The organism is Kitasatospora viridis (assembly GCF_007829815.1).
Taxonomy (GTDB): domain Bacteria; phylum Actinomycetota; class Actinomycetes; order Streptomycetales; family Streptomycetaceae; genus Kitasatospora; species Kitasatospora viridis.
Genome location: NZ_VIWT01000002.1, coordinates 321353 through 347279 on the forward strand (window position 1 = coordinate 321353; position 25927 = coordinate 347279).

The following is a 25927-nucleotide window of genomic DNA, read 5'->3' on the forward strand; positions in this document are numbered from 1 at the left end:
GGAGATCGGCTCGTGACTGACACCGTGATGGGTGACGGCCTGTTGGCCGCCACCATCGCCCGGCGGCCGCCGGCGGTGCTCGTGGTGGCGCGCGACGGCTGGGACACCAGTGACTGGGAGGCGGCGCACGGCCGGGGCGAGCCCTGGCTGCCGGTGTGGACCGAGCTGCACCGGGTCGTGATCGGGCCGTTGGTGCGGCCCGGTGCGCGCGGCTGCGTCTGGTGCGTGCAGAAGTGGCGCTCCAGCGCACCCGAACGGGCGCCGTGGACGGGCGAGTTGCGCAAGGACGAGCGGATCGCGGCCGAGCCGTCGGCCTGGCTGTCCGGCTTCGCCGCCGAGGCCGTGGCCGACCTGGTGCACGCGGGCGTCGCCGAGGACTGCTGCTGGTTCCTCGACCTGCGCGACCTGTCGCTGTCCCGGCACGCGTTCCTGCCCGACCCGCTGTGCGCGGTCTGCGGCGCGCTGCCCGAGGACACGGCCGCCCTCGCCGAGATCGTGCCCCAGGCCCGGCCCAAGCCCCGGCCCGGCGCCAGCCGGATCCGCGCACTCTCCGAGGCGCGGCTGGCCTCGTGCTACGTGGACGCCGAGACCGGCGTGGTCGCCCCGCCCCGGGGCATGCGCGACTCCATCGTCGCGCTGACCGAGGCGGTGCTGGCCGAGTACGGCTACAAGGGCGAGGCGGGGTTCGGGCGCACCCGCGACTTCGCCTCCAGCCGGGCCACCGCCGTCGCCGAGGCGCTGGAGCGGCTCGGCGGCCAGTGGCCCTGGGGCAAGCGGACCACCGTGCGCGGCAGTTACGCGGAACTGGCCGAGCACGCCGTGGACCCGCGCACGCTCGGCCTGCTCCCCGCGGGGACCTACCTGGAGCCGGACGGCCACCACCAGCCGTTCACCGAGGACGCCGTGGTGTCCTGGGTGTGGGCGTACTCCTTCGGCCAGGGCCGGCCGGTGCTGGTGCCGGAGAGCCACGCGTACTACCGGACGGACTGGCAGCCGGGGGCCCAGGCGGACAAGCCGTTCACCTTCGAGATCTCCAACGGCTGCGCGCTCGGCGGCAGCGTCGAGGAGGCGGTCCTGCACGGGATCCTGGAGATCGTCGAGCGCGACGCGTTCCTGCTGACCTGGTACGCCCGGATGCCCGTGCCGGAGGTGGACCTGGCCGGGGCGCCGGATCCGCGCATCGGGCTGGTCGTGGAGCGGATCGAGCGCACCGGCTACCGGGTGCGGGCCTTCGACATCACGCTGACCGAGGGGATCCGCGCGTTCTGGGTGCTGGCCCAGGACACCACCGGTGACGAGGGCCGGCCGCGGGTCGTCTCCACCAGCGGCTCGGCGCTGGACCCGGTCGCCGCCCTGCTCACCGCCCTCGGCGAACTGGCGCCCATCGTCCAGGTGGAGCTGGCCAGGTACCCGGCGGAAGCCGAGCGGGGCCGGCGGATGGCGGCCGATCCCGAGCTGGTGCGCATCATGACGGACCATTCGGTGTGCGCCGCGACGCCGGAGGCGTTCGACCGCTTCGACTTCCTGCTCTCCCGCGACCGGGTGATCAGCTGGGAGGAGGTGCTCGGCCGCCGCCCCTGGCCGCTCCACGCCGACCTGCGGGACGACCTCACCGAGGCCGTCGACCGGATGCTGGCGGGCGGCATGGACGTCGTGGTCGTCAACCAGACCTCGCCGCTGCACGAGGCCGCCGACCTGCACTGCGTGAAGGTGATCGCGCCCGGCGCCCTGTCGATGACCTTCGGCCACCGCAACCGGCGGACCACCGGTCTGCCCCGGCTCCTGGAGGTGCCCCACCGGCTCGGCCACGCGGCGCGCCCGCTGACCGAGGCCGACCTCAACCCCCACCCCCACCCGTTCCCGTGACCGGCCACGCCAGCACCTTCGGAGTGCGCGTCGCGGGCCTGCCCGCCGACGTGGTCGACCGGCTGGTCGACCATCGGCTGCGGGCGGAGCTGATCACGCTGTCCCGCACGGGCGCCGAGCTGGCCGTCGGCGCCGTGCGGCTGTCCGAGCGCTGCCACGAGGTCATCGGCGCGCTGCCCGACCCCGCGGCCAAGCCCAAGCTGGTGGCGCTGCGCCGCAGCGTGCACCAGTTGCGCGATCCCGGCCGGCTGCTCGCCGAGCCCCGGGTCGCGGCCGCGCTGGGCGAGGAACTCGCCTCGGACATCGCCGAGTTCGGCCGCAGACTGGGCCGGTACCGGGCCGACCGGGCGCAACTACCGACCGTGCTGGCCGAAGCGGTGCGCTCGGTCGACGCGGGCCTGCGCGAGATCAGCGCCGATCCCCGGTTCGACCAGGGCCTCGCCCACGCCAGCCCCACCCTCTACCAGGTGCTCGAACGCCGGCCCGGGCGCCAGGAGTTGATCCGGCTGGCCGTCTACACCGCCCGCGCCGCGCTCAAGACCAGCCCGTTCAGTACGTTCACCGCCAGCGGCCTCGGCCGCTTCGTCGCGGACGGGCCGGCGCTGCGCTGGGCCGCGACCGAGCAGCCGCGGTCGATCGTCGAACTCGACCTGTCGGTCCTCACCCCCTTGGCCAACCGGCTGGCCGGGGTGCGGATCCGGGTCAATCCGAGCGCCCGACTGGTGGCCGACACCGTCCGGTTCCTCGGTCCGCCGCCGGCCGAGGAACTCCTCACGCTGCCCCTGACCCCACCGCTGCGGCACTGCCTGCGCGCCGCCGCCGACCGGCCGACGCTCGCCGAGCTGGCAGCGGCCTTCCCCGCGCCCCCGCAGCAGGCGGCCGGCTACCTGCGCTCGCTGGTGGCGAGCGGACTGCTGCTGGTCCAGTCGGACTTCGACGACCACGGCATCGATCCGCTGCGGCAGTTGGCGCAGCGGGTGCCCGCCCTGGCGCCGCTCCGGGAGCGGCTGCGCACCTACGGGAGCGCGAAGGGGGCCGACCGGATCGAACTCGGGGCGGCGCTCCAGGAGTCACTGGGCGAGCTCGGCATCGCCGGCAAGCTGCGGGACGTGCTGACCGAGCAGTCGGTCATCCCCGGAGTCGTGGTCGACGCCGCTCTGCCGGCCTGGCAGGACGCTCTCGACGATCTGGCCGTCGCCTGCCGGCTGCTCGCCGTCTTCGACTGCACGCTGCCGTTCAAACTGGCGATCGCCGCGTTCATCCGGGAGCACTTCGGCACGGACACTCCGGTGCCGTTCGACCGGTTCTACGCCGCACTCGTCCAGGACGGCCGCGAGGCCATGCGGCTGCACCCCGCCGTGATCGGCTTCGACATGGCCGGGCTGGCCACGACCCTCGCGGCCAGCCCGGTCGCCGAGGTGCGCCAAGTGGTGGACCTGGTCGCCGAGATCCGGCGCGCGCTGCCGGACCGCCGACGGATCGAGCAGGTGCTCGACGCGCTGCCGGCCTGGGTGCGCCCGGTCGGCTCGGTCGCCGTCTACGCCCAGTGCGACGGGGCGGAGTTGATCGTCAACGCGGTCAACTCCGGCTTCGGCCGGGCCCGTTCGCAGGTGCGCCGACTGCTGCGCTACCTGACGGACGATCCGCTGCCGGTCGACGCGGTCTACCCGGGCGAGCCGACGTACGCGGAGTTCACCACCACCCTCGGCGTCTCGCTCAACCAGCGCGAGCCGGCGCTGCCGGACCGGCTCGACTACCCGCCGTCCGCCCGGCTGACGGTCGGCGTCGACGACGACGGACTGCCGGTCCTGTTCGACGACGGCACGGCCGTCCGCCCGGTCCACGGCGGACTCTCCTATGAGCGGCAGTTCCCGCCGGTCAAGGCGCTGCTGGTCGAGGCGTTCGGCGAGAACCCGCTGCTGCTGCGGCCCGACCAGCCGCTGCAGCACGACGCGGGCGCCGGCAGCGGTCAGGGCCGGGTGCTGCACGCGCCGCGGCTGAGCATCGGGCGCGTGGTGCTGCGGCGAGCCAGCTGGGTGGCCCCGCCGGGCACCCTGCCGCGCCGCGCGGCGGGCCAGTCCGACGCGGACTTCCTGCTGGCGCTGACGAGTTGGCTGACCGCGCGTGGGCTCCCGCTGCGGTTCTTCGTGTCCGTGCTGCGGATGCGCGCCCTGTCGGCCGGCTCGTTCGTGGGCGACCGCAGCCGCAAGCCGATGTACGTCGACATCGGATCACCGCACCTCGTCCTGGCCTTCGAGCGGCTGGCCAGGGACCCGGCCGGCACGGCCGTCTTCTACGAGGTCGCACCGGCACCCGAGACCGCGCTCCTCGACCACCAGGGGGTCCCGCGGGTGACCGAATACGTCATCGAGCTCAACTGCCAGGGAGACCAGACGACATGACAGAGTCCTTGTGGCGCACCGTGAACGTGTACCACCACGACGCCGACCGCACCGACCTGGTGCTCGACGCGGTGCGCCCGTTCATCGCGGCGGTCGCCCCGTCGGTGTCCAGGGTCTACTACCAGCCGCACTGGCGGCGCGGGCCGCACGTGCGCATCCCGATCCAGGCGAGCGCCGAGGCCTTCGACGCGGTCGTCGCGCCGGCCGCGGCCGAGGTGCTCGCGACCTACCTGCGGGCGCACCCGTCCACCGTCCTGCTCGACGAGCAGGCCTCGCACGCACAGCACGTCCGGCTGGCCGAACAGGAGCGCGAGCGCGGGCCGCTGACTCCCTGGGCGCCCAACAACAGCATCGGGATCGAACCCTACGACCGGCGCGAGAACGTGCTCGGCGGGCTCGCCGCGGCGGACCTGCTCGCCGACTACTACGTCGACACCAACCAGAGCGTGTTCGACATCCTCGACTGGGTCCGCGCCGGCGGCTCGAAGATGGCGCTCGCCGTCGACATGTTCATCGCGGTGGCGAACCGGTTCCTCCCGCCGGTGACCTACGGCTACATGTCCTTCCGCGGACACGCCGACGCGTTCCTGGCGAAGATGCCCGACGGCCTGCGCGAACGGTTCGACCGGGTCTACGAGGGCAACGCGGACCTGTTCCGGCAGCGGGTCGTCGAGATCACCGGCGCCGCCGAATACCACGACGTGCTGCTGTTCAGCGACCTGCCCGACATCCTGCTCCGCTACCGCAACCAGGCCAACGAGCTGATCGAGACCGGCGAGTTGGCACTGGACACCGACGACAACGGCGACCCGGAGGAGTGGGGATCGACCTGGACCGCCTGGTCCGACCGCAGCCCCTTCCACCAGGCGCTCGGCGGTCACCGGGCCGCCGCCGACCAACTCGGCGGCTGGGACGAGTTCCGGCGCTACCGGGTGGTGCTCAACTGGCTCTACCTCAACATGTACCGGCTGGGCATCGGCGAGTTGGAGCGCAACCTGATCTGCCACGTGGTCTCCCGCGCCGTCGAGGACGTGCACGGAGTGACCGCGATGGAGCGGATCCAGGGCCTGATCGGCTACGTCGAGAGCGGCGGCCGGCTCTAACCGGCCCGCCAGAAAGGACGAACCCATGAGTCACGCCGTCACCGTCAGCGGACTCGTCAAGCGCTACCACCCGCACGCACCCGCCGCCGTCGACGACCTGAGCTTCACCGTCGAGCGGGGCGAGGTCTTCGGCCTGCTCGGCCCGAACGGCGCGGGGAAGTCCACCACGGTCGGCGTGCTGACCACCCGGATCCTGCCCACCTCGGGCCGCTGCCTGGTGCTCGGCACCGACGTGGTGACCCACCCGGCCAGGGCGAAGCGGCTGCTCGCGGTCGTCCCCCAGCGCCAGAACCTGGACCGCTCCCTCGACGTGCGGCAGAACCTGCTCTTCCACGCCCGCTACCACGGCGTCGGCCGAGGCGAACGGGTCGGCCGCGCCGACGAGTTGCTCGACCTGATGGGCCTCACCGAGCAGGCCGGCCAACGCGTCGAGCGGCTCTCCGGCGGCCAGGCGCAGCGGGTCGTCATCGCCCGGGCGCTGATGCACGCGCCGAAGGTGCTGTTCCTCGACGAGCCGTCGACCGGCCTGGACCCGCAGTCGCGGCTCTTCCTGCACGAGCGCATCCGCGAACTGCGCGAGCGCGGCGTCACCGTCGTGCTCACCACGCACGACATGGAGGAGGCCGAGAGCCTGTCCGACCGGATCGGCATCGTCGACCACGGCAAGCTGCTCGCCCTGGACACGCCGCGCGCGCTGACCGGGGCGCTCCCGGGCGGCACCACGATCACCGCGCAGGTCCGCGGTGCGGGGGTGCCGGCCGCCGAGATCCTCGCCGCGCTCACGGAGTTGCCCGGAATCAGCGCGGCCGAGCACGACACGCCGCCGGGCGGCACCGAGTACTTCCGGGTGCGGACCGAGCGGGACCCGTCGGCCCTGCTGCCGGACGTGCTGCGCACCGTCGTCGACCACGGGTGCCTGCTGGTGGACCTCGCGATCGCCCGGCCGAGCCTCCAGGACGTCTTCATCACGCTGACCGGAAGGGAACTGCGGTGACCACCCTGACCGAACCCGCCGAGATCACCGAGACCGCCCGGGCGCGCACGGAGTTCGGCCCGGTGACCCGGACCTTCCTGGCGGTGCTGTGGCGCGACGTCTACACCACCAGCCGCCGGCCGACCGGCTTCCTGCTCCAGGTGGTCGTCCAGCCGCTGCTGCTGTTCTTCGTCTTCGGCAAGGTGCTCAGCGAGGCCGGCATCACCCGGGGCGACTTCGGCGCGACGCTGCTGCCCGGCGTCATGGCACTCAACGCGGTGCTCGTCGCCCTGGAGAACACCGCGATGCCGCTGATCATGGACTTCTCGTGGTCCGGCGAGATCGAGGACCGGCTGCTCGCCCCGCTGCCCGGGTCGCTGGTCGCCGTCGCCAAGATGCTGTTCGGCACGCTGTGCGGCCTGTTCGCCGGGCTGGTCATGGCGCCGATCGGGTTCCTCGTGCTCGGCACCGCCGGCTGGCCGCTCACGGCCTGGCCGGGCCTGCTGCTGATCCTGCTGCTCGGCTCGGCGACCGGCGCCGGCGCCGGGCTGATGCTGGGCACGATCGTGTCGCCGGACCGCATCGGCGTCACCTTCTCGCTCGTCATGGCCCCGTTGACGTTCACCGGATCCGTCCAGTACCCGTGGTCCTCCCTCGGCCACCTGAGGTGGTTCCAGGTGGTCTCCGCGGTCAACCCGCTGACCTACGTCAGCGAGGGCCTGCGGGCCGCGGCCCTGCCCGGCCCGCCGTCGTCGATCCCGCTGTGGGTGGACGCCCTGGTGCTGCTGGTCGCCCTGGTGGTCACCGGGGCGGTCGGCATCAAGGGATTCATGTCCCGCGCACTGGGCTGACGACAACTGGTCTGACAGTCAGTTACATCACCAAGCACAAAAGGAAATTGACGCATGAACAGGAACATCAGGACCGCTGCACCGATGGTCTACGCGGCCCTCATCGTGGGCGGCTTCATGATCAGCTCACCGGTCGGGGTCGGCGTCTGCGTGGTGGGCGGCATCTTCCTCGCGGTGCTCTACGCGGTCACCAACGGCGGCAGCCGTGGCTAGCCGATGAACCCCTGGGTCGGCCTGGTGACGAAGTCCAGCACCCGGCCGGCCTCCACCGCCACCGTGACGTGGGAGGTGGGGCAGATCGGGTCCTGGCCGTGCGCGGCGATCCAGTCGTCGATGGCGGCCGTGCCCGGGGCGACCACACCAGCGTCGTCCGCGTCGAAGTCCTGAGCCTTGGCACAGCCCGCGTCGGCGAGCTCCTGCGCGAGCACGGCGTGCGCCCCCTGCTCCCGGGTCAGCGTCGGCCCCTTGGGACGGCCGGAGCTCTTCTGCAGGCCGGGGACGAGCTGCAGCAGCCCCGCCGTGCGCGTCTGCACTTCGTCCATGGTGTAGGGACGGTTCGGCCCCAGGTAAGTGTTCCCGCGGCTGGACCAGAAGGCCCTCATATCGGCGGTCAGCGCCATCGTGCCGTCCGGGTTCACCAGCAGGTCGTGCGCGCCGTCCCAGAACTCCGGGGGGAGGAAGCCGCTGTCCAGCTGGAACTGCCGGACGCTGACGGTGGCCCGCCCGATCGCCTCTTCGTTCTGAATCCGGGGCGCCTCATGCGGTTTGGCACTGGAGCAAGCCGTGAGCGGCAGCACGAGTAACACCGTGACTGCCGCAGCCGTGCGGATGTTCATCGGAATCCCCCCGTCGAGTTCGCCTGACCCCATGGTCGACGCCGAACCCCACCCGCCCAGTTCCGCCGGCTCAGAGCCAGCCGCGGCTCTGTGCGATCTTGGCCGCGTCGGTGCGGTTGCGCGCGCCCAACTTGGCCATGGCGGTGGAGAGGTAGTTGCGGACGGTGCCCTCCGCCAGGCTCAGCCGGGCCGCGATCGCCGCGTTGCCGGCCCCCTCCGCGACCGCGCGCAGCAACTCCCGCTCCCGGCCGGTCAGCGGATCGGCCGCGTCCCACGCGGCCACCGCCAGTTCCGGCGAGACCACCCGCTCGCCCGCGTGCACCCGGCGCAGCGCGGCCGCCAGTTCGCCGATCGGCGCGTCCTTGAGCACGTACCCGGCCACTCCTGCGTCGACCGCGCGGCGCAGGTAGCCGCTGCGCGCGAAGGTGGTGACGATCAGCACCCGGGTCGGGTTGCCGAGGCGGTTCAGCTCCACGGCCAGGTCGAGCCCGGTGCGGCCGGGCATCTCGATGTCGGTCACCAGCACGTCCGGCCGGAGCTCGCGCACCGCGACCAGCGCGTCGTCGCCGTTGGTCGCGGTGGCCACCACCGTGATGTCCGCCTGGAGGTCGAGCAGGGAGGCGAACGCGCCCAGCACCATGCCCTGGTCCTCGGCCAGCACCACGCGGATCATCGGGCCGCCTCCAGCGGCACCGTGATGGTCAGTGTGGTGCCGGCCGCGCCGGAGCGCCGCACCTCGCCGCCGAGCTTGGCGATCCGCTCCCGCAGGCCGGTCAGCCCGGTGCCCTCCGGAGCGGCGCCGCCGATCCCGTCGTCCGCGATCACCAGCCGCACCCCTTCCTCGTCCGCGTCCAGTCCGATGTGGCAGGTGGCGGCCCGGGCGTGCCGGGCCACGTTCGTCACCGCCTCGCGCAGCGCCAGGCCCAGCTCGTGCTCGGCCGCCGCCGCCAGGGGCGGCTCGTCCTCGCAGCTCACCCGCAGGGTCACCCCGGTCACGGCCAACATACGCCGGGCCACCTCCAGTTCCGCGCGGATGCTGGTGCGCCGCCAGCCGGTGACCGTGCTGCGCACCGCCGCGAGCGCCTCCCGGGCGTTGCGCTCGATCTCCTCGGACTCGGCGCGGGCCCGCTGCGGGTCGGCGAGCACCAGCTCCTTGGTCAGCTGCGCGCGCATCACCACCGCGGTCAGCGAGTGCCCGAGCAGGTCGTGCAGGTCGCGCGCGATCCGTTCGCGTTCCGCCAGGGTGGCGAGCAGTTCGACCTGCGTGGTGCGCAGCCGCTGGTTCTCCAACTCCCGCCGCCGGTCGCGCTGCCGAAGTTCGAGGAGGCCGACGACCCAGATCATGACGAACGCGGAGGCGAAGCCCAGCAGTCGGTAGGGCACCGGCACCTGCGAGAGTAGCGCCGTTGCGCAGTCGAGCACGGTCAGGCCGGCCAGCCACCGTCGCGCCACCTGCCACGGCAGGGTGTTGGCGGCGGCGGCCGCGGCGTAGATGAAGAGCACGCTCGCGGCGCCGTTGAACGGCGTGGCCAGTGCGCCGATCACGGCCATCGGCACGATCGACGACCAGACCTGTCGCGCGGACCGCCCGCGCAGCAGCGCCACCGCGTACAGCAGGACGGTGGCCGCGCACACCGTGATCGCCAGCGGCCACTCCCACCACGCCAGGTCGGGCGAGAAGTAGGGCTGCGCCGGCACGAACAGCAGGTAGCCGAGGTAGACCCACTCCCAGGTCCGCAGCCGCTCGGCCACGGGCCTGGGACCGGTGCCGTCGAAGCTGGTCACAGGCGCGCGCGACGGTAGGACAGTGCCGCCACCCCGGCCGCCAGCACCGTGGTCAGCAGCAGCGCGAGCACGTGGATCAGGGCGCTGCCGTCGCCGAGTTGGGCCAGCCCGAGCTGGGCGAGGTGGTAGGTGGGCAGGAAGTCCGCGATCCCCTGCACCGCCGAGGGCAGCATCTTGATCGGGATCCACAGCCCGGACAGCACCGCCAGCGGGAACAGCACCGCGTTGAGCAGGGCGATCGCCGCACCCGTGCGCAGCTGGAAGCCGACCGCCACGCTGAGCAGCGTGAACGGGACGCTGCCCAGCAGCAGCACCAGCGCCACCCGCAGCAGTGCCCAGGGCGAGGCGTGCAGCGTGCCGAAGGCCTGGGCCGCCACCCCCATCAGCAGCAGCACGCCCACGCCGTAGAGCAGCGCGGCGGTGGCCTTCGCGGCGAGGCTGACCCAGATCGGCACCGCGGAGACCCGCTTGGTGCGCAGCCAGCCGAGGTCCCGGTCCTGTGCGACGCCGATTCCGGGCTGCAGGGAGGCGACCGTGATCACTCCGTAGGTGCCGAAGGTGGCCACCATGGCCGTGCCGGCCGAGACGCCCTGCACGGTGCCCTGCCCGTACAGCAGGTTGAACAGCACGAAGAACCCGACCGGCATCAGGACGCCGAAGAACAACGAGGTGGGTTCGCGCAGGATCGACCGGAGTTCGTCCCGCAGCTCGACCCGGAAGATCCGTCCCGTCAGCGCGTTCATGCCGCCCTGCCTTCCTCGTGGCTGGTCAGTGCGACCACGGCCTCCGCCAACCCGGCGTCCTGCACCCGCAGTTCGGACACCCCGGGGTCCTGGTCCAGCAGCACGCGCAGCAGGCGTTCCGGCGAGTGGGTCTGGAGCGTCACCAGGTCGTGCTCGCGCCCGATCCGGAGCACGCCGGGCAGCCGCTCCAGGGCCTGCTGGTCGAGGCCGGTGCGGACGGTGACCGTGCGGTCGGGGAGCCGGGAGACGAGTTCCTGCGGCGGTGCGTCGGCCAGGATCCGGCCGTGGTCGAGCACCACCACGCGGTCGGCGAGCGCGGCCGACTCCTCGATCAGGTGCGTGGTCACCAGCACCGCGGTGCCCTGCGCGCGGCGCCGGGCCAGGATGCCCCAGAAGTGCCGCCGGGCCTGGGTGTCCAGGCCGACCGTCGGCTCGTCGAGCACCAGCAGGGCCGGCTCGGTGACCAGCGCCATCGCCAGCTGCACGCGCTGCTTCTGGCCGCCGGAGAGCTTGGCCACCCGGCGGCGGGCCAGTTCGGTCAGCCCGAGTTCCGCGAGGATCGGGCCGGCGGCCGCCGCCCGCAGCCCGCCGCGGACGGCGGCGCCGCTCACCAGCTCGTGCACGGTCAGCGTGTTGGGGAACCCGGAGGCCTGCTGCGCCACGCCGAGCCGGCGGCGGGTGGCCGCGCGGCGCGGATCGCCGCCCAGGATCCGCACGGTGCCCTGCTGCGGGGCGAGCACGCCGACCGCGAGTGCCACCAGGGTCGACTTGCCGGCCCCGTTGGGCCCGAGCAGCGCGACGCACTCTCCCGGGGCGATGGTCAGGTCGACGCCGTCGAGCGCGACGGTCTCCCCGTACCGGTGCCGCAGCCCGTCGGCCGTCAGCACTGCTTCTGTGGTTGCCATGCTGACCAGGCTCCCGTCCGGTGCCCCGTGCTCGGTAGTGATGCCCTGTCACCAGCGCGAGATGACATAAGTCAACCTCTGGTCGCCTCGGGATCCTCGGGAGGGGGATCGGGGGTGCTCGCACTATAGCGGGGGCATGTGAACGCAACCAGGGTGGAGCTGCGCCTACGTCAACCGGATCGGGGCGGGCAGCAGGGCCGGGGCGGGCACCGGCACCCAGCGGCCGTCGTCGCCGACCCGGCCGAAGGCCTGGTCGCCGAAGTGGAAGCCGAAGCCGTAGGTGTGCGGCTTGCGCAGCTCGGCCAGCAGGGTGCGGCGGGCCGTGAGCACCTGGGCGGCGTTGGTGTCCGGACCGGACGGCCACTCGGGGTGGGCCAGCTGGGCCGGGGTGTGGAAGGCGTCGCCGAACACCAGGATCCGCCGCCCGTCGCCGGCCGACACGACGAAGGTGGTGTGGCCCGGGCTGTGGCCGGGGGTGATCAGCGTGGTGACGCCGGGCCACACCCGGGCGTGGTCGTCGAAGCGGCGCAGCACCTTCGACATCGGCAGCATGAACTCGTCCCAGTTCGGTGCCCCGACCTTGACCTGGTGCTCCCAGAACGGTTCCCACTCGGCCCCGGCCACCAGGTAGCCGGCGTGCGGGAAGGCCTTGCGCGGCGCCCGGCCCGGCGCGGCCGTGAAGCCCATGCCGGTGTGGTCGGTGTGCAGGTGGGTGAAGGCAACGGTGTCGATGGTGGCCGGCCGCACCCGCAGCCGGCCCAGCGTGCGCAGCAGCGCCCCGCCGCGGGAGACGCCGAGCGAGGGCGGGAGCACGTTGGCGCCGAGGCCCACGTCGATGAGCAGCCGGCGGTGGCCGCGCTCGACCAGCACGCCGCCCGCCGAGGCGGCGATCCGGCCCGACGGCGCCAGCTCCTCGGGGTGCTCGGCCCAGTAGGAGGAGGGGACGGCGGGCAGGAAGCCGGTGCGGTCCAACTCCATGGCCGCGTCCACGACGTAGGTGAGCCGGACGTTGCCCAGGGTGAAGGTGCGGACGGCGGACTGGTCGCCGAGCGAGCCGAACCGGCGGGGTGCGGGCGCGGCCGCCGGTTCGGCTTCGGCCTGGGGGAGCGCGCCGGCGAGCGGGCCGGCCAGGGCCGCGCCGGCGACGACCGCGGTGCGCAGCACACCGCGCCGGGAGGGGGTGGACTGCTGCTCGGGGGGTTCTGTCATGGCCTGGAACTCCTTCGTGGGAGGGGTGGGTGACGGGGCGTCAGCCGGTGTTGCGCAGGCCGGCGGCGATCCCGTTGACGGTCAGCAGCAGGGCCCGGCCGAGCGTGCCGTCCGGGTCGAGGCCTGCGGCGGCCGCGTCCCGCTGACGCTTGAGCAGCGCCACCTGGAGGTGCGAGATCGGGTCGAGGTAGGCGTCGCGGACCGCGAGGGTCTGCTTCAACGCCGGTTGGGATTCCAGGAGTTCGCGTTCGCCGGTGATCCGGAGCAGCTCGCCGACGGTCAGGTCGTGCTCGGCCTCGATCGCGGCGAAGACGTGCTGGAGCGGCTCGGGCACCAGCTGCTCGACGTAGTGCCGGGCGATCCGCAGGTCGGTCTTGGCCAGCGTCATCTCCACGTTGGACAGGAAGTTGCGGAAGAACTGCCACTGCTCGTGCATCTCGTCGAGGACCTCGCCCAGGCCCGCCTCGCGCAGCGCCCGCAGGCCGGAGCCGACGCCGTACCAGCCCGGCACGATCTGGCGGGACTGGGTCCAGCCGAACACCCACGGGATCGCCCGCAGGCCGTCCAGGCCGGCGCCCGAGTCCGGGCGGCGGGACGGGCGGGAGCCCAGGTGCAGGTCGGCGAGCTGGTCGACCGGGGTGGCGGCCAGGAAGTAGCCGGGCAGGTCCGGGTCCTCGACCAGCCTGCGGTAGGCGGCGTGCGCGGCGTCGGAGACCAGGTCCATCGCGGCGTCCCAGCGGGCCCGCGCCTCGTCCGACTGGCGGGGTGCGGTGTGCAGGGCCGAGGCGGCCAGCGTGGCGGAGAGGGTGAGTTCCAGGTTCTCCCGGGCCAGCGAGGGCAGCAGGTACTTGTCGGAGATCACCTCGCCCTGCTCGGTGACCTTGATCTCGCCCTCCAGGGTGCCCCAGGGCTGGGCGAGGATCGCCTCGTGCGAGGGGCCGCCGCCGCGGCCCACGGTGCCGCCGCGGCCGTGGAAGAGCCGCAGCCGGATGCCGTAGCGGTGGGCCACGTCGCGCAGCCGGCGCTGGGCGCGGTGGATCTCCCACTGGGAGGTGGTGATGCCGCCGAACTTGGAGGAGTCGGAGTAGCCGAGCATGACCTCCTGGACGTCGCCGCGCAGCGAGACCAGCAGGCGGTAGGAGGGGTCGGCGAGCATCTCCTCCAGGATCCGGTCGGCCTGCTGCAGCTCGTCGGTGGTCTCCAGCAGCGGCACGATGCCGATCCGGGCCACCCCGCCGTGCAGGTCGATCAGGCCGGCCTCGCGGGCCAGCACGGCCGCGGCGAAGACGTCGTCCGCGCCCTGGCACATGGAGATGACGTACGACTCGACGACCTCGGGCCCGAAGGATTCCAGGGCCCGGCGGACGGTGTGGAAGACGCCGAGGGTGCGCTCCCCGGCCCGGTCCAGCTGGGCCGGCCCGAGCAGCCGGCGGGAGGTCAGTTCTTTGGCGAGCAGCCGCTGCCGGTAGTCGCGGGGCATCTCGGCGTAGCCCCAGGCCTCCTCGCCGAGCCGGTCGAAGAGCTGGCCGAGCGCGTGGTGGTGGGCCTCGGCGTGCTCGCGCACGTCCATGGTGGCCAGCTGCAGGCCGAAGGCGGCGAGGGTGTGGATCATGCGGGCCAGCCGGCCGTCGGCGACCAGGCCACCGCGGTGTTCGCGCAGCGAGGTCTGCAACAGGGTGAGGTCGCGCAGCAGTTCGGCGGTGCCGAGGTAGTCGCGGCCCTCCTCGTGCGGGCTGCCCGCGGCGAGCCGGAGCTTGGTGTTGACCAGCTTCTGGCAGATCGCGGTGACCTTGAGCCGGTACGGCTCCTCGGAGTTGAGCCGCTTGTAGCGGGGGCTGAGCTCGGGCAGCCGGGCCAGGTCGTGCTCCAGCGAGCCGAGCAGCTCGGCCGTGGCCCCGCTGTAGCGCAGCGAGTTGGAGAGCAGGCCGCGCAGCTCGTCGAGCATCGCCAGGGCGTTGTTGATGCCGTGCTCGTGCTGGAGCAGCAGCACGTCCCAGGTGACCTCGGGGGTGACGTTGGGGTTGCCGTCCCGGTCGCCGCCGATCCAGGTGCCGAAGGTGAGCGGCCGGGTGCCGCCGGGCAGTGGGACGCCGACCTGGGCCAACTCGGCGGCGAGGTCCTCCAGGACGTCGCCGACGGTGTTGGCGTGCAGCTGGTCGAGGTAGTAGATCGCGTTGCGCGCCTCGTCGGCGGGCTCGGGGCGGACCACCCGCAGCTCGTCGGTCTGCCACATCAGGTCGATGGTCTCCGCGAGCCGCGCGTCGTGGCGGCGGCGGTCCGCCTCGGGGACCGGGGCCTCCAGCAGTTCGGCGATCCGGCGCAGCTTGGTGAGCACGGAGCGGCGGGCGGCCTCGGTGGGGTGGGCGGTGAAGACCGGACGGACGTTCAGGTGCTCGACCGCCCGGGCCAGCGCCCGGGGCGCCTCCCGCGCCGCCTGCGGCACGACGTGGGCGAGGCCGGCGCCGGCCCGCTGCCTGGCGGCGCGCAGTTCGCGGCCGCGGTGCACCTGTTCGGTGATGTTGGCCAGGTGGAAGTAGGTCGCGAGGGCGCGGACCAGGGTGGCCGCGGTCGCCGGCCCGATGCCGCTCAGCAGTTCGGCGCCGGCTGCCGCGTCGGCGCGGCCGAGCAGGCGCACCCGCTGGACCAGGGCGAGCAGTTCGGGCCCCTCCTGGCGGACCAGGGTCTCGTCGAGCAGGTCGGTGAGGTGGCGCAGGTCGGCGTGCAGGTCGGCGTGGTCGGTACGGGCGTTCATGACGGCTCCTCATGGGGGGAGTGGGGGAGGTCCGTTCACGGCGTCAGCAGGTCCACCGGGTTGGCCCAGGTGATGGCCGTGATCTGCCGGTCCGTCAGACCGGCGGCCCGGAACCACCGCGCGCTCAGCTCCAGCCACTGGGTGACGTCCGGCTGGTCGGGCTGCCCGAGGTCGGAGCTGAACAGCACCCGGGGGTGGGCGCGCACCAGCTCGCCGAGGTGCGCGGCGTCGCGGTGGCCCAGCAGCAGGGTGAGGGCGGTGATCTCGACGTACAGGCCGGGCACCTGGGCCAGTTCGCCCAGGGTGTCGGGGGTGAAGCCCGACATGGGGTGGGTCGCGTGGGTGAGCAGCAGCCGGGGCAGGTCGAGGCGGACGGCCTCGTCGACGATGCGCAGCGCCGCCGTGCGGTCGCTGTGCCCGGTGGCCACCGCGACCGGCAGGTCGCGGGCGGCCCGGAGCACCTCGCGCACGTCCCGGCGCAGCCGGCCGTTCTCGCCCAGGACCGGGCGGGCGCCCCACCGTTCGGGGTCGAGCAGGGGGTGGAACGGGGTGCGGGGCAGCGGCGAGGAGTGGGTGTGGCCGACCAGGGTGGGCAGGTGGACGACCAGGCGGGCCGGGCTGTCCGGGCCGTGGGCGTAGACCGCCTGTTCCACGGCCCGGGGCCGGACGCCGCCGGCCAGTTCGTTGAGGACGAGGGTGCCGGAGAGCGGCAGGCCCTCCTGGCGGGCCTCCCAGGCGCGGGCGGCGGTGGAGGTGAGGTGGCTCTTGAGCACCGCCCAGCCGCCGACGTCCCGGTAGGCCCGGCCCGCGTCGTGGGAGGTGTGGCGGCGGCGGTAGAGGTCGGGGCCGGCGTGGTAGTGCAGGTCCACCAGCACGCTGCCCGCCGGGTCACGCACGGGACTGCCGGCCGCCGCCGTCGTCCCAGGGCTTGGCGTAGCCGTAGCGGCGGCGGGCCTCGTCGAGCCGCAGGCCGGCGTCGACGGCCTCGGCGATGGCGCCCTCGGTGCGCTCGACCCGCTCGGCCCGGTCGGCGACCTCGGCGGCGTGTTCGGCGGGGACCACCAGGACGCCGTTGTCGTCGGCGATCAGCAGGTCGCCGGGCCGCACGGTGACCCCGTCGATGACGACGTCCCGGCCGGTGGCGGCGAGTTCCACCCGGTTCTTGCCGCTGACCATGGTGGCGCCGGTGCTGAACAGCGGGTAGCCGGCGGCCCGGATCTCGGCGATGTCGCGGGCCGAGCCGTGCAGCGCGGTGCCGCGCACGCCGCGGCGCTGGGCCAGCTTGGTGAGCAGCGAGCCCCAGTTGGTGCAGCGGGTGCTGCCGGCGTTGTCGACCAGGACGAAGGAGCCCTCGGGCACGTCGTCCAGGTAGTCGGCGGCGTTGCGGAAGCCCTGCGCGGCCGGGTCGACGGGCTGGTAGGTGACGGTGAAGGCGCGGCCGGCGGCGCGGGCGCCGGGCACCCGCGGGGCGATGCCGGCCAGCACGCCGCCGATGCCGAGGCTGTCCAGCGCGTCGGAGACGGAGGCGGTGTCGAGCCGGGCGAGGCGGTCCAGCACGTCCTCGGGGGAGCGGTCCAGCTGCTCGGCGACCGCGTGGGCGACCTCGCGGGTGCCGCTGGCGCCGCCCATGTCGTAGGTGAGGGTGGTGCGCCGCCCGGCGACCGCGCGGACCGCCTCCCGCAGTTCGCCGCCGGGGACGGGCATGCCGAGGTGGTCGAGCATCTGCGCGACGGTGAGCACCATCGCCATCGGGTTGGCGCGGTCCTGCCCGGCCATGCCGGGGGCGCTGCCGTGCACCGGTTCGAAGTAGCTGCCGTGGTCGCCGATGTTGCCGCTGGGGGCGAGGCCGAGGCCGCCCATGACGCCCGCGCCGAGGTCGGAGAGGATGTCGCCGAACATGTTCTCGGCGACCAGCACGCCGAACCGCTCGGGCCGGCGGACCAGCCACAGGGCGACGGCGTCGACGTTGAGGATCTCGGTCTCGATCTCGGGGTGGTCGACGGCGATCAGTTCGAGGAGCTCGCGCAGGTGGTTGCCGCTGTGGCGCAGCACGTTGGGCTTGTCGACCAGGGTGAGCCGGTGGTGGCCGTGCGAGCGGGCGTACGCGAAGCCGTGGCGGATCAGCCGGTCCATGCCGAACCGGGTCTGCAGGCGCAGTGTGACGCTGCTCGAACCGGGCCCGGAGGCCTGGGCGTTGGGGTGTTCGCGGACCAGGTTCCAGAGCGCGTCGTCCAGGCCGTGGAAGTCGTAGCCGGCGTACAGGCCTTCGGTGTTCTCGCGGATCACGGTGAAGTCGAAGCGGCCGTCGACCAGGTCGCTGACGGGGCGGATGTTGGCGTACAGGCTGAGCCGCTGGCGCAGTTGGATGACGGGGGAGACGAAGGTGAGGCCGGTGCCGCGCAGGTCGGCGGGCAGTTCCTCCTCGGCCTCGCGCAGCGGCTTGCTGGTGATGGCGCCGAGCAGGCAGGTATCGGTCTCCTCCAGCAGTTTCCAGGTGCGCGCGGGGACGGGGTTGCCCTCCTGGCGCCAGCACTCCCAGCCGATCTCGCCGAAGCGCAGGTCGAGCGGGAGGGCGAGCTTGTCCAGGACGTCGAGCGCGGCGGAGGTGACTTCCGGTCCGATGCCGTCGCCGGGCAGGACCGCGACGCTCTTCACGGGGTGAGGCGTGGGGTGGGTCACGGGGTGAGTCCCTTCTCCTGCAGGAAGGCGGTGACCAGGGCGGACACCTCTGCGGTGCGTTCGAAGTGGGGGCGCATGCCGGCGCCGGGGATGACGTGCACCCGGTGGTGGCCGGCCGCCGCGGTGTGCCGGTAGCCGACCAACTGGGAGTGGCCGCCGACGATGTGGAGCAGCGGGCCGGGGTGGGCGCGCACCGCGGCGGTCAGGTCGATGCCGCACAGCAGCCGCAGTCCGGCGGCGAGGCGGCGCCCGGCCTGCGGGTCGTGCGGTGCGGTCGCGGTGGCGGCCGCCGGTCCGGGGCGGTGCTGGTACGGCTGGACGCGCTGGTCGAGCAGGGCCAGGGCCGCGCCGGAGCGGCCGGCGGCGGCCAGGTCGGCGATCTCGGTGAGCCTGGCTTCGAGGACGGCGTCGCTGCGGGCCGGCCCGGAGACGAGCAGCGCCGCGGTCTGCGGGGCGAGGTCGGGGAGCAGGGCCTGGACCACCGCGCCGCCGAGGGCGTTGCCGCAGAGCAGGTCCACCGGCCCGTAGCGGCCCAGCAGTCGGCGCCAGCGGGTGGCGAAGGCGGCCAGCGTGTCGGTCTCCTCGTCCCAGGCGGAGAGGGTGTCCACCACGGTGACCCGAAGGCCGGCCCCGGTCAGGGCCCGGGTGACGGGGGTGAAGAAGGCGCCGCCGTCCCATCGGGGGGTGACGGGGGCGAGGACGAGGGCGTGGGCCGCGCCGGCGGCGGTCCGGGGTCCGAAGACCGCCGCCGGCACGGGGTGTCCGGTGGTGGTCACCGGACGGTGGCGAGGATGCGCGCGGTGGCGATCCCGTCGTGGTGGCTGCCGCCCACCACGTCCTTGCGGTGCTCGACCGGCAGGTCGTAGCGGCCCAGGACCAGGTCGGGCAGCGGGAGGGAGGGGGTGCCCTCCGGGACGGTGGCGAGCAGCAGTTCGGCCAACTCCAGTGCGTGGCCCAGGTGGAGGGGGGTGGCGGCGGTGCCGGTGCGGTCGAGGTGGGCCAGCCACTGTTCGGCGATCAGGTTGCCCGGGCCCTTGCCCATGCCCTGGATCGAGGAGTCCATCCAGGTCGCGCCGGCGGCGACCGCGCTGATCGCGTTGGACAGGGCCAGGCCCAGGTTGTTGTGCGCGTGCAGGCCGACCGGGCCGCCGGTGACCGACTTGGTCAGGGTGGTGAGGTCGGTGGTGTCCACCGGGGAGAGGCTGCCGTTGGAGTCGGCGAGGTAGACGAACTCGGCGCCGGCGTCGGTCGCGGCGGTGGCCACCTCGACGATGCCGCGGCCCGACCACTGGCTGATCCGGGCGAAGTTGACGCCGACGGTGTAGCCGGTCTCCTTGGCCTGGCGGATGTACTCCAGGCCGGGCCCGTAGCCCTCGGCGGGGAGGATGATGCGGACCAGGCGGGCGCCGGCGGCGTACATCGCGGGCAGGTCGTGCTCGGTGATGTTCTTCGGGTGGAGGATCATCGCGACCCGGTCCGGTCCGATCTCCCGGGCGACGGCGGCGATGAACTCGTCGTCGCCGCGGCCGGTGAGCCCGATGTTCGGGATCGGCAGCAGCGAGCCCTTGCGGTAGGCGATCTCGACCCAGTCGAAGCCCGCCTCGACGCTGAGCGCGGCGTGCCTGAGCGCGTAGTCCAGGGGGAAGTTGAAGCCGTTGCGGTAACCGCCGTCACGGAGGGTGACGTCTATGTTGACGATGCTCACAATGCCTCCAGATGAAGTGGGTCTCCAGGTGCAGTCGGGCGTGAGGTGGCTCAGGCCTGTGCCTGTGCCTATGCCTGGGCGGCGGCGTGCTGCGCGGCGAGCCGGCCGAAGATCAGCGAGCGCAGCACGGAGGTCGCCGGCGGGTAGGCGTGGTAGAAGAGGCCGGTGGCCTCGCCCGCCGCGTACAGGCCGGGGATGGCGGTGCCGGCGGGGCTGACGACCCGTCCGCTCAGGTCGGTGCGGATGCCGCCGTAGGTGAAGCAGATCGCGGAGGTCAGCGGGACGCCGATGAACGGCGCGGTGTCCAGCGGGACGGCCCAGTTGGACTTCTGCGGCTCGATGCCGACGGTGGCCTTGCCGTCCAGCCGGGTCGGGTCGAACTCGCCGGGGCCGACAGCGGCGTTGAACTCGGCGACGGTCTTCTCCAGGCCCTCGGCGTCGATGCCGAGCCGGCCGGCCAGCCCCTCCAGGGTGTCGGCCTGCTCCGGCGGCACGTCGCTGAGCAGCGAGGTGAGGAACCCGGGGATGGCGAGGGTCTTGGCGTCGGCGATCCAGTAGGCCTCCTGGTCCTGGTTCTTCCAGATCTCGTAGCCGACGTGCTCGAAGGTGTTGTCCCAGGTGTCGCGGCCCTCGTCGAAGAAGCGCTCCGTGCGGCGGTTGACGAAGATGCCGGTGGCGAAGCCGTACAGGACGGAGTCGGCCTTGGCGGTGCGGGTGTCGACCGGCTCGGCGTGGATGCCGTCGAACTGGCCGGCCGTGTCGGCGCCCAGCTCCAGGGCCATCCGCAGCGCGTCACCGCGGTTGTTGGCGATGCCGGGGGCGATCAGCGGCAGGTCGCAGGCCTTCGCGCCGATGTAGCGGGTCAGCATCTCCGGGTTGCCCTCGAAGCCGCCGCAGGCCAGCACGACGGCGCGGCCGGAGAGCCGCTGGGTGCGGCCGTCGGCGCCGCGGACCAGGACGCCGTCGACGGTGCCGTCCTCGGCGGTGGTCAGGCGCAGCGCCTCGGTCCGGTAGCGGATGTCGACGCGCGGGTCGTTCTCCAGGGCGGCGCCCAGGTGTTCGACGATCGAGGCGCCGCCGCCGCGGGGGCTGGCGGGGTCGGCCATGGACGGGCGGCCGGCGGCGAACCTGTGCGGCAGCGGGAAGGGCTCGAAGGCGATCTCGACGCCGTGCTTCTCCACGAACTCCAGGGTCGCCCTGGTCTCGCGCTCGACGGTGCGGCAGTACTCGATGTCGGCCAGGCCGCCGGAGACCCGGCTGACGTGCTCGGCCCAGTCGGTGTCCAACTCCTTGTTCCGGTCGATCCGCAGGAAGGCGCCGGTCCAGCGGGTGGCGCCGCCGCGCTCCGCCTCGCCGGCGCGCTCCAGGACCGCGATCCTCGCCGGGGTCTCCCGGTCGGCGGTGGCCTCGGCGTAGGAGAGCGCGGCGGACAGGCCGGCGGCGCCGAAGCCGATCACGATGAGGTCGTACGGGGCGTTGGTGTGCGCGTCGGACATGGGCTTCTCCTCGGTGGGTGTGTGGGTGATCAGCGGTTGGGCGTGATGATCCGGCTGGTGCGGTAGAGCCGGAACTTGGCGTCGGTGGTGGTCTCGGCGAAGGCCTGGTAGCGGCGGGTGAACTCCGGGTCCTGGAAGATCACGTCGAACTCCGCCTTGCTCGACCAGGCCGCGAAGTTGACGATGGCGTCGCCCTCGACGCTGGTCAGCAGGCGGGAGCCGCGGAAGCCGTCGGCGGTGGCGGCGACGTGGTCCACGGCCGCGGCGAGCGCGTCCACGCTGGCGGCCGGGTCGTCGGTGGTGGCCACGTTGATCAGCAGGACGCCGTCGTCCGGCACCGGGGAGGTGACCACGCCCGGGCTCGCGTTGCGGCCCTCGAAGGAGAGCACGGCGTAGGAGGCGATGCCCAGCTTGTGCCAGGGGTCGCTCTCGACGAGGTCGCGCACCTGGGTGTCGTCGAGGTCGGCGGTGATGACGACGGCGCCGCCCTCCGGCCGGGGGCCGCTGAGCAGGATGCGGCCCTGGTCGCCGTGCTCGCGCAGCCAGGCCCTGTGCTCGGCCAGGTGGGCGAGGACGGTCTCACGCGGGGTCAGGTAAGTGAGCGTCAGGACGTGGATCAACGGGGCCTCCGGGGTGCGGTGGGTGTGCGGCAGGGTCAGGCGCGCAGGTGCCGGGAGAGCCCGGCGAGGATCCGCTCGGCGTCGGCCACCACGTCGCGGACGACCTGGCCGGCGGGCCGGACGTCGTGGATCCGGTCGACGTTCTCGCCCGCGAACAGGGCGCGCTGCGCGGTGTCGTCGCGGGCGACGGCGGCGGTCCAGGCGGGCTCGATCTCGCCCCGCCGGGCGGCCAGTTCGGGGTCCCGGCCGGTCCAGGTGCGGGTGAAGTCGTTGGCGACGGAGCGGGCGCTGTACCGCTCGTCCCACGGGATGCCGCGCACCACGTCGAAGGAGCGGGTGTTGACGGTGTCGTCGGTGCTCGCCGAGACCAGCCGGGCCTTGAACCCCGGGCTGGCCGTCGACTCCTCGGTCGCGGCGAAGCGGGTGCCCATCATCACGCCGTCGGCGCCGAGCGCGAGGGCCGCCGCGAGGCCCCGGCCGTCCGCGAAGCCGCCGGCCGCGACGACCGGCACCTCGCCACGGGTGACGTCCAGGACGGCGGGGATCAGCGGCAGGGTGGTCCGGGAGGCGTGGTGGCCGCCGGCCTCGGCGCCCTGGGCGACGATCACGTGCGCCCCGGCCCGCAGCGCCACGGCGGCCTGGTCGGGGTCGTGGACCTGGACGACGACCCGGGAGCCGGCCTCGGCCGCGCCGGCCGCGTACTTCTCCACCTGGGCGGTGCTGCCGAAGGAGAGGGCCACCACCGGAGGGGCGTAGCCGAGCACCTTGTCCCACAGCCCGGGCCGCTCGTCGAAGGTGAACATGACGCAGCCGACGCCCCAGACACCGCCGTTCGCGGCGGCCTGCGGCAGGTGTTCGTCGATGAACGCCGGGTCGCCGTAGCTGACGCCGACGAGGCCGAGGCCGCCGGCGGCCGTCACGGCCCCGGCGAGCCGACCGCCGGTCACCCCGCCCATCGGGGCGCAGACGACCGGGTGGTCGATGCCGAGCAGTTCGGTCAGCTTGGTCGAGATCACGATGCTCCCTTGGTCCGGTTCGATGGCACGACCGGGCGGGCCGGCAGGACGGGTGGCACGGCGAATTCGACGTTGAATTCCGCGCGGCGGGGCGGGCGTTCCACGGATCGGAGCCGTTTCGGAAGGGGCCGCACTGCCCTCAGTGGCGCTGCGCTGCGCTGTGCGGAGCCGCCTCGTGCCGAGGTGCTGCGCTCTGCTGAAGACGTTAGCCGCAGGATTCGAACGCCGTCCAAGACGCAAACCGTGTGACCGCCATAAGGAGGCGCTATACCGGCTGCACACTGGACCGGCGCAAACGCGCAGAAGGCGTGCGAGCCAGGCCGGGGCAGACCTGGTGCGCACGCCGGTCGACGGCCGGTGCGGCGCGTGTGCGCCCCACCGTGGGCCGGGGATCAGTCGGCGAGGAACAGCCAGCCGCGCTCCGCGGCCGTCTCCTGGAGGACGCGGGCGGTGTAGCTGCCCCGCAGCGCGGTGACGGCGAGGCGCTCGCGCGGCGGTCTGGGGGTCGGCAGCGGCCGCCACACCAGCCACGGCTCCCGCTCCACGACGTGCCGCGGGCGCAGCGCCACCAGGTTCGGCGTGGTGCGCAGCGCGTGCAGGAAGAGCGCGGGCTGGTCCTGGTCGACGGGGTGCAGCACGGAGTTCCAGCCGAGCCTGGCCAGTTGGGCCGGCACGGATTCGGCGAACCCGGGTGCGCAGCCCTCGCTGTACCAGAGCAGGCGCTGCCGGGTCAGGTCACGCAGCGTCAGTTCGGGCCGGGCGGCGAGCGGGTGCTCGCGTGCCATCACGACGCCGAGCGGCTCCTCCCGGACCACCGCGCAGACCACGTGCGGCGACGGGATGGGCAGCCGCACGATGCCGAAGGCGATCTCGCCGTGCCGCAGGAGTTCGCCCTGGTCGGCCGAGTCCACCGAGCGCATCCGCACTCTCGCGCCGGGCTGGTGGTCGCCGGGGGTCCGCCGGCCGGACAGTCCGTTCTGCACGTCGATCAGGACCTCGGCGGGCACGGCGCCGCACACTCCGACGAGCCACACCTGCGGCGCGGGGGCGACGGCGGCGATGGCGGAGCGGAGTTGTCCGGGAATTCCCTGGATCTCCCGCAGGAACGCCCGGCCGCTGGCGGTCAGTTCGACGCCGCGAGAACTCCGGATGAACAGGGTGGCGCCGATTCTGCGTTCCAGTCGTCGAATTTGCTGACTGAGGCTCGGTTGGGAGATCCGGAGTTCCTGGGCGGCGGCCGACACGGTGCCGGCGCGGACCACGGTCAGGAAGTACCGCAGGTGTCGCATGTCGAAATCGTCGACCTCGCGGGCGTCGGCCATCGCGCGGAGCAGAAGGTCATCGGCCGGATCCGATCCCTGTGCGTCGAGGCCGTCGTGGGCCGAGGCGTGACGGCCCGTCCACTCGTCCAGCACGCTCATCCGCTTCCTCCAATGCGTCGTACCGGGCGGTGCCGCCCCTGCCACACACAGGGTTGTGCGCCCGGTGGGCCCAGTCTGCGGCGGGCCGGCCCGGCGTGGCAGAAGAATTTGTTCCGAAAGGAATGTTTTACAGGCCCGAAACGGGCCCGGGGCCGCCGGTGGACGCGCGGAAGGACGGTGCGCCGTCGGGCAGTCGGCGCACCGTCCCCGGGAGGGCGTGCTGTCTGGTCCGGGCCGGTCAGGCCGGGTCGGTCACCTGCTGCTTGGTGGCGAGGACGACCAGGCCGCCGATCACCGCGAGGGCGGTCAGCACGGCGCCGAAGATGGTGGCGCCGTTGGTCAGGCCCACGGCGTCGCTCAGGTAGCCGGCCGAGACCGGCAGGATGCCGGCCGGGATGTAACCGCCCACGTTCAGCGCGGCGTTGGCCTCGGCGAGCCGGGCCGGCGCGATGCTGGAGTTGAGCAGCGACAGGCCGCCGAGCTGGCCCAGGCCCTGGCCGGCGCCGGCCAGCAGCGCGGCGAGGATCAGGACGGCGACCGCGTGGGAGTGCACGGCGACGACCAGCGAGACCATGCTCAGCGTGGTGCTCACCGCGCCGGCCGTCAGGATGGTGCGCCGGCGCAGCTTCTGCACCGCGAACTGCACGCCGGTCGCGGTGCAGAACATCGCGAAGGCCATCGCGCCTGCCACGATCCGGTTGGTGGTGCCGAGCAGGCCGGACAGCAGCGAGGGGCCGAGCGAGAGCACGAACGAGGTGGCGGTGATGCCGGGGGCGAACACTGCGATGCCGAGGGCGAGTTGACGGCCGTTCCCGCTCGGCACGCTGGGCACCCGGATCCAGGCGCCCGTGCCGCGGCTCGCGGGCCGGCGCACCGGCATCCGCAGCACCACCAGCACGGCGGTGGCCAGCACCACCGCCTCGACGACGAACACGGTGACCGTCGGCCCCGGGGCCACCTCGGAGAGCACGCCGGCGAGCAGCGGGCCGAGGCCGGCGCCGAAGACCATCGCGCAGGAGGCCAGCAGGGCGGCGATCCGCTTGCGCTCCGGCCCGGCGACGTCGGTCACCGCGGCCATGCCGGCCGAGACCACCGAGCCGACCGCGATGCCGGTGAACAGCCGCGCCACGATCAGCGCGGCCACGCTGGTGGCCGTCGCGAAGATCAGGCAGGCGGCGAGGCCGAGGGCCAGCGCCGGGAGCAGCACGGGTTTGCGGCCGATGCGGTCGGAGACCACGCCGGAGACCAGCAGCGAGCCGATCAGGCCGACGATGTAGAACGCGAACACCACGGTCAGGGTGCCCTTGGAGAAGCCGATGGAGTGCTGCCACAGCACGTACAGCGGCGTGGCCGCGTTCGACAGCACGAAGACGGCGGTGATCGGCCACGCGGCCAGCCACACCCACCACAGCGGGGCGGCAGGCGTGGCGGTGGGGGCGGGGGTGGGGGCGGGGGCCTCGGCGGTCGCGGTGGGCCGCGCCTCATCGGCGGCCTGGACGGGTGCGCCCCTGGTTTCGGACATGACGACTCCTCCCGAGCTGACTGCGGGTTCTCCAGCAGTACGA

Annotated in this window: 22 protein-coding genes; 6 read left to right on the top strand and 16 right to left on the bottom strand. The window is 73.5% G+C overall.

Annotation, left to right across the window (positions count from 1 at the left end):
- Nucleotides 1–12 precede the first annotated feature (12 nt).
- The 6 genes from FHX73_RS28670 to FHX73_RS45000 are packed head-to-tail and all read left to right on the top strand — an operon-like array spanning nucleotide 13 to nucleotide 7408.
- On the top strand, nucleotides 13–1866 hold the full coding sequence (locus FHX73_RS28670; RefSeq protein WP_145908793.1) for a TOMM precursor leader peptide-binding protein: 1854 nt from the start codon (nucleotides 13–15) through the stop codon (nucleotides 1864–1866).
- Nucleotides 1863–4268 (top strand): lantibiotic dehydratase, encoded by a 2406-nt coding sequence (locus FHX73_RS28675; protein ID WP_145908794.1) that lies wholly within the window; start codon nucleotides 1863–1865, stop codon nucleotides 4266–4268. The genes FHX73_RS28670 and FHX73_RS28675 overlap by 4 nt, the downstream gene beginning before the upstream one ends.
- Nucleotides 4265–5371, top strand: a complete 1107-nt coding sequence (locus FHX73_RS28680) for a thiopeptide maturation pyridine synthase (RefSeq protein ID WP_145908795.1) — start codon at nucleotides 4265–4267, stop codon at nucleotides 5369–5371. The genes FHX73_RS28675 and FHX73_RS28680 overlap by 4 nt, the downstream gene beginning before the upstream one ends.
- A 25-nt stretch (nucleotides 5372–5396) precedes the next feature.
- Nucleotides 5397–6365, top strand: coding sequence for an ABC transporter ATP-binding protein (locus FHX73_RS28685; protein WP_145908796.1), 969 nt, complete (start codon nucleotides 5397–5399; stop codon nucleotides 6363–6365).
- Nucleotides 6362–7195 carry an ABC transporter permease gene (locus FHX73_RS28690; protein WP_246213933.1) on the top strand — a complete coding sequence of 278 codons (834 nt, stop codon included), beginning with the start codon at nucleotides 6362–6364 and terminating at the stop codon, nucleotides 7193–7195. Before FHX73_RS28685 ends, FHX73_RS28690 begins: the two co-directional genes overlap by 4 nt.
- A 54-nt stretch (nucleotides 7196–7249) precedes the next feature.
- Nucleotides 7250–7408, top strand: a complete 159-nt coding sequence (locus tag FHX73_RS45000; RefSeq protein WP_170305120.1) for a hypothetical protein — start codon at nucleotides 7250–7252, stop codon at nucleotides 7406–7408.
- Here FHX73_RS45000 and FHX73_RS28695 read toward each other — a convergent pair.
- From FHX73_RS28695 to FHX73_RS28770, 16 genes are all read right to left on the bottom strand, one after another.
- Nucleotides 7405–8031: a hypothetical protein gene (locus FHX73_RS28695; RefSeq protein WP_145908797.1), complete on the bottom strand. Its 627-nt coding sequence runs from the start codon at nucleotides 8029–8031 to the stop codon at nucleotides 7405–7407. The two genes, FHX73_RS45000 and FHX73_RS28695, sit on opposite strands and share 4 nt — an antisense overlap.
- A 70-nt stretch (nucleotides 8032–8101) precedes the next feature.
- Nucleotides 8102–8704 (bottom strand): response regulator transcription factor, encoded by a 603-nt coding sequence (locus FHX73_RS28700; protein WP_145908798.1) that lies wholly within the window; start codon nucleotides 8702–8704, stop codon nucleotides 8102–8104.
- Entirely contained in the window at nucleotides 8701–9816 is a 1116-nt protein-coding gene (locus tag FHX73_RS28705) for a sensor histidine kinase (RefSeq protein ID WP_145908799.1), read from the bottom strand. Before FHX73_RS28705 ends, FHX73_RS28700 begins: the two co-directional genes overlap by 4 nt.
- Complete coding sequence (locus FHX73_RS28710; protein WP_211786359.1) at nucleotides 9813–10559, bottom strand: ABC transporter permease; 747 nt, start codon at nucleotides 10557–10559, stop codon at nucleotides 9813–9815. The genes FHX73_RS28705 and FHX73_RS28710 overlap by 4 nt, the downstream gene beginning before the upstream one ends.
- Nucleotides 10556–11464, bottom strand: coding sequence for an ABC transporter ATP-binding protein (locus tag FHX73_RS28715; RefSeq protein ID WP_145908800.1), 909 nt, complete (start codon nucleotides 11462–11464; stop codon nucleotides 10556–10558). The genes FHX73_RS28710 and FHX73_RS28715 overlap by 4 nt, the downstream gene beginning before the upstream one ends.
- Before the next feature lie 165 nt (nucleotides 11465–11629).
- The gene (locus FHX73_RS28720) at nucleotides 11630–12673 is read right to left on the bottom strand and encodes an MBL fold metallo-hydrolase (protein WP_145908801.1); all 1044 of its coding nucleotides are present in this window, start codon (nucleotides 12671–12673) and stop codon (nucleotides 11630–11632) included.
- Between the two features lie 40 nt (nucleotides 12674–12713).
- Nucleotides 12714–15425: a phosphoenolpyruvate carboxylase gene (gene ppc, locus FHX73_RS28725; RefSeq protein ID WP_145908802.1), complete on the bottom strand. Its 2712-nt coding sequence runs from the start codon at nucleotides 15423–15425 to the stop codon at nucleotides 12714–12716.
- A gap of 35 nt (nucleotides 15426–15460) precedes the next feature.
- On the bottom strand, nucleotides 15461–16321 hold the full coding sequence (locus tag FHX73_RS28730) for a DUF6282 family protein (RefSeq protein WP_145908803.1): 861 nt from the start codon (nucleotides 16319–16321) through the stop codon (nucleotides 15461–15463).
- Complete coding sequence (locus FHX73_RS28735; protein WP_211786360.1) at nucleotides 16314–18080, bottom strand: isocitrate/isopropylmalate family dehydrogenase; 1767 nt, start codon at nucleotides 18078–18080, stop codon at nucleotides 16314–16316. Before FHX73_RS28735 ends, FHX73_RS28730 begins: the two co-directional genes overlap by 8 nt.
- 20 nt (nucleotides 18081–18100) lie before the next feature.
- Nucleotides 18101–18880, bottom strand: coding sequence for an alpha/beta fold hydrolase (locus FHX73_RS28740; RefSeq protein ID WP_145908805.1), 780 nt, complete (start codon nucleotides 18878–18880; stop codon nucleotides 18101–18103).
- A complete protein-coding gene (locus FHX73_RS28745) occupies nucleotides 18877–19809 on the bottom strand; it encodes a beta/alpha barrel domain-containing protein (protein ID WP_145908806.1) in 933 nt (310 codons plus the stop codon). Before FHX73_RS28745 ends, FHX73_RS28740 begins: the two co-directional genes overlap by 4 nt.
- A 68-nt stretch (nucleotides 19810–19877) precedes the next feature.
- Nucleotides 19878–21305, bottom strand: a complete 1428-nt coding sequence (locus tag FHX73_RS28750) for an FAD-binding protein (protein ID WP_145908807.1) — start codon at nucleotides 21303–21305, stop codon at nucleotides 19878–19880.
- A gap of 29 nt (nucleotides 21306–21334) precedes the next feature.
- Nucleotides 21335–21925, bottom strand: coding sequence for a YciI family protein (locus FHX73_RS28755; protein ID WP_145908808.1), 591 nt, complete (start codon nucleotides 21923–21925; stop codon nucleotides 21335–21337).
- 35 nt (nucleotides 21926–21960) lie between these two features.
- The gene (locus FHX73_RS28760; protein ID WP_211786361.1) at nucleotides 21961–22941 is read right to left on the bottom strand and encodes an NAD(P)H-dependent flavin oxidoreductase; all 981 of its coding nucleotides are present in this window, start codon (nucleotides 22939–22941) and stop codon (nucleotides 21961–21963) included.
- A gap of 392 nt (nucleotides 22942–23333) precedes the next feature.
- The gene (locus FHX73_RS28765) at nucleotides 23334–24362 is read right to left on the bottom strand and encodes a LysR family transcriptional regulator (protein WP_145908809.1); all 1029 of its coding nucleotides are present in this window, start codon (nucleotides 24360–24362) and stop codon (nucleotides 23334–23336) included.
- A 238-nt stretch (nucleotides 24363–24600) separates the two neighbouring features.
- A complete protein-coding gene (locus FHX73_RS28770; protein WP_145908810.1) occupies nucleotides 24601–25884 on the bottom strand; it encodes an MFS transporter in 1284 nt (427 codons plus the stop codon).
- Nucleotides 25885–25927 lie beyond the last annotated feature (43 nt).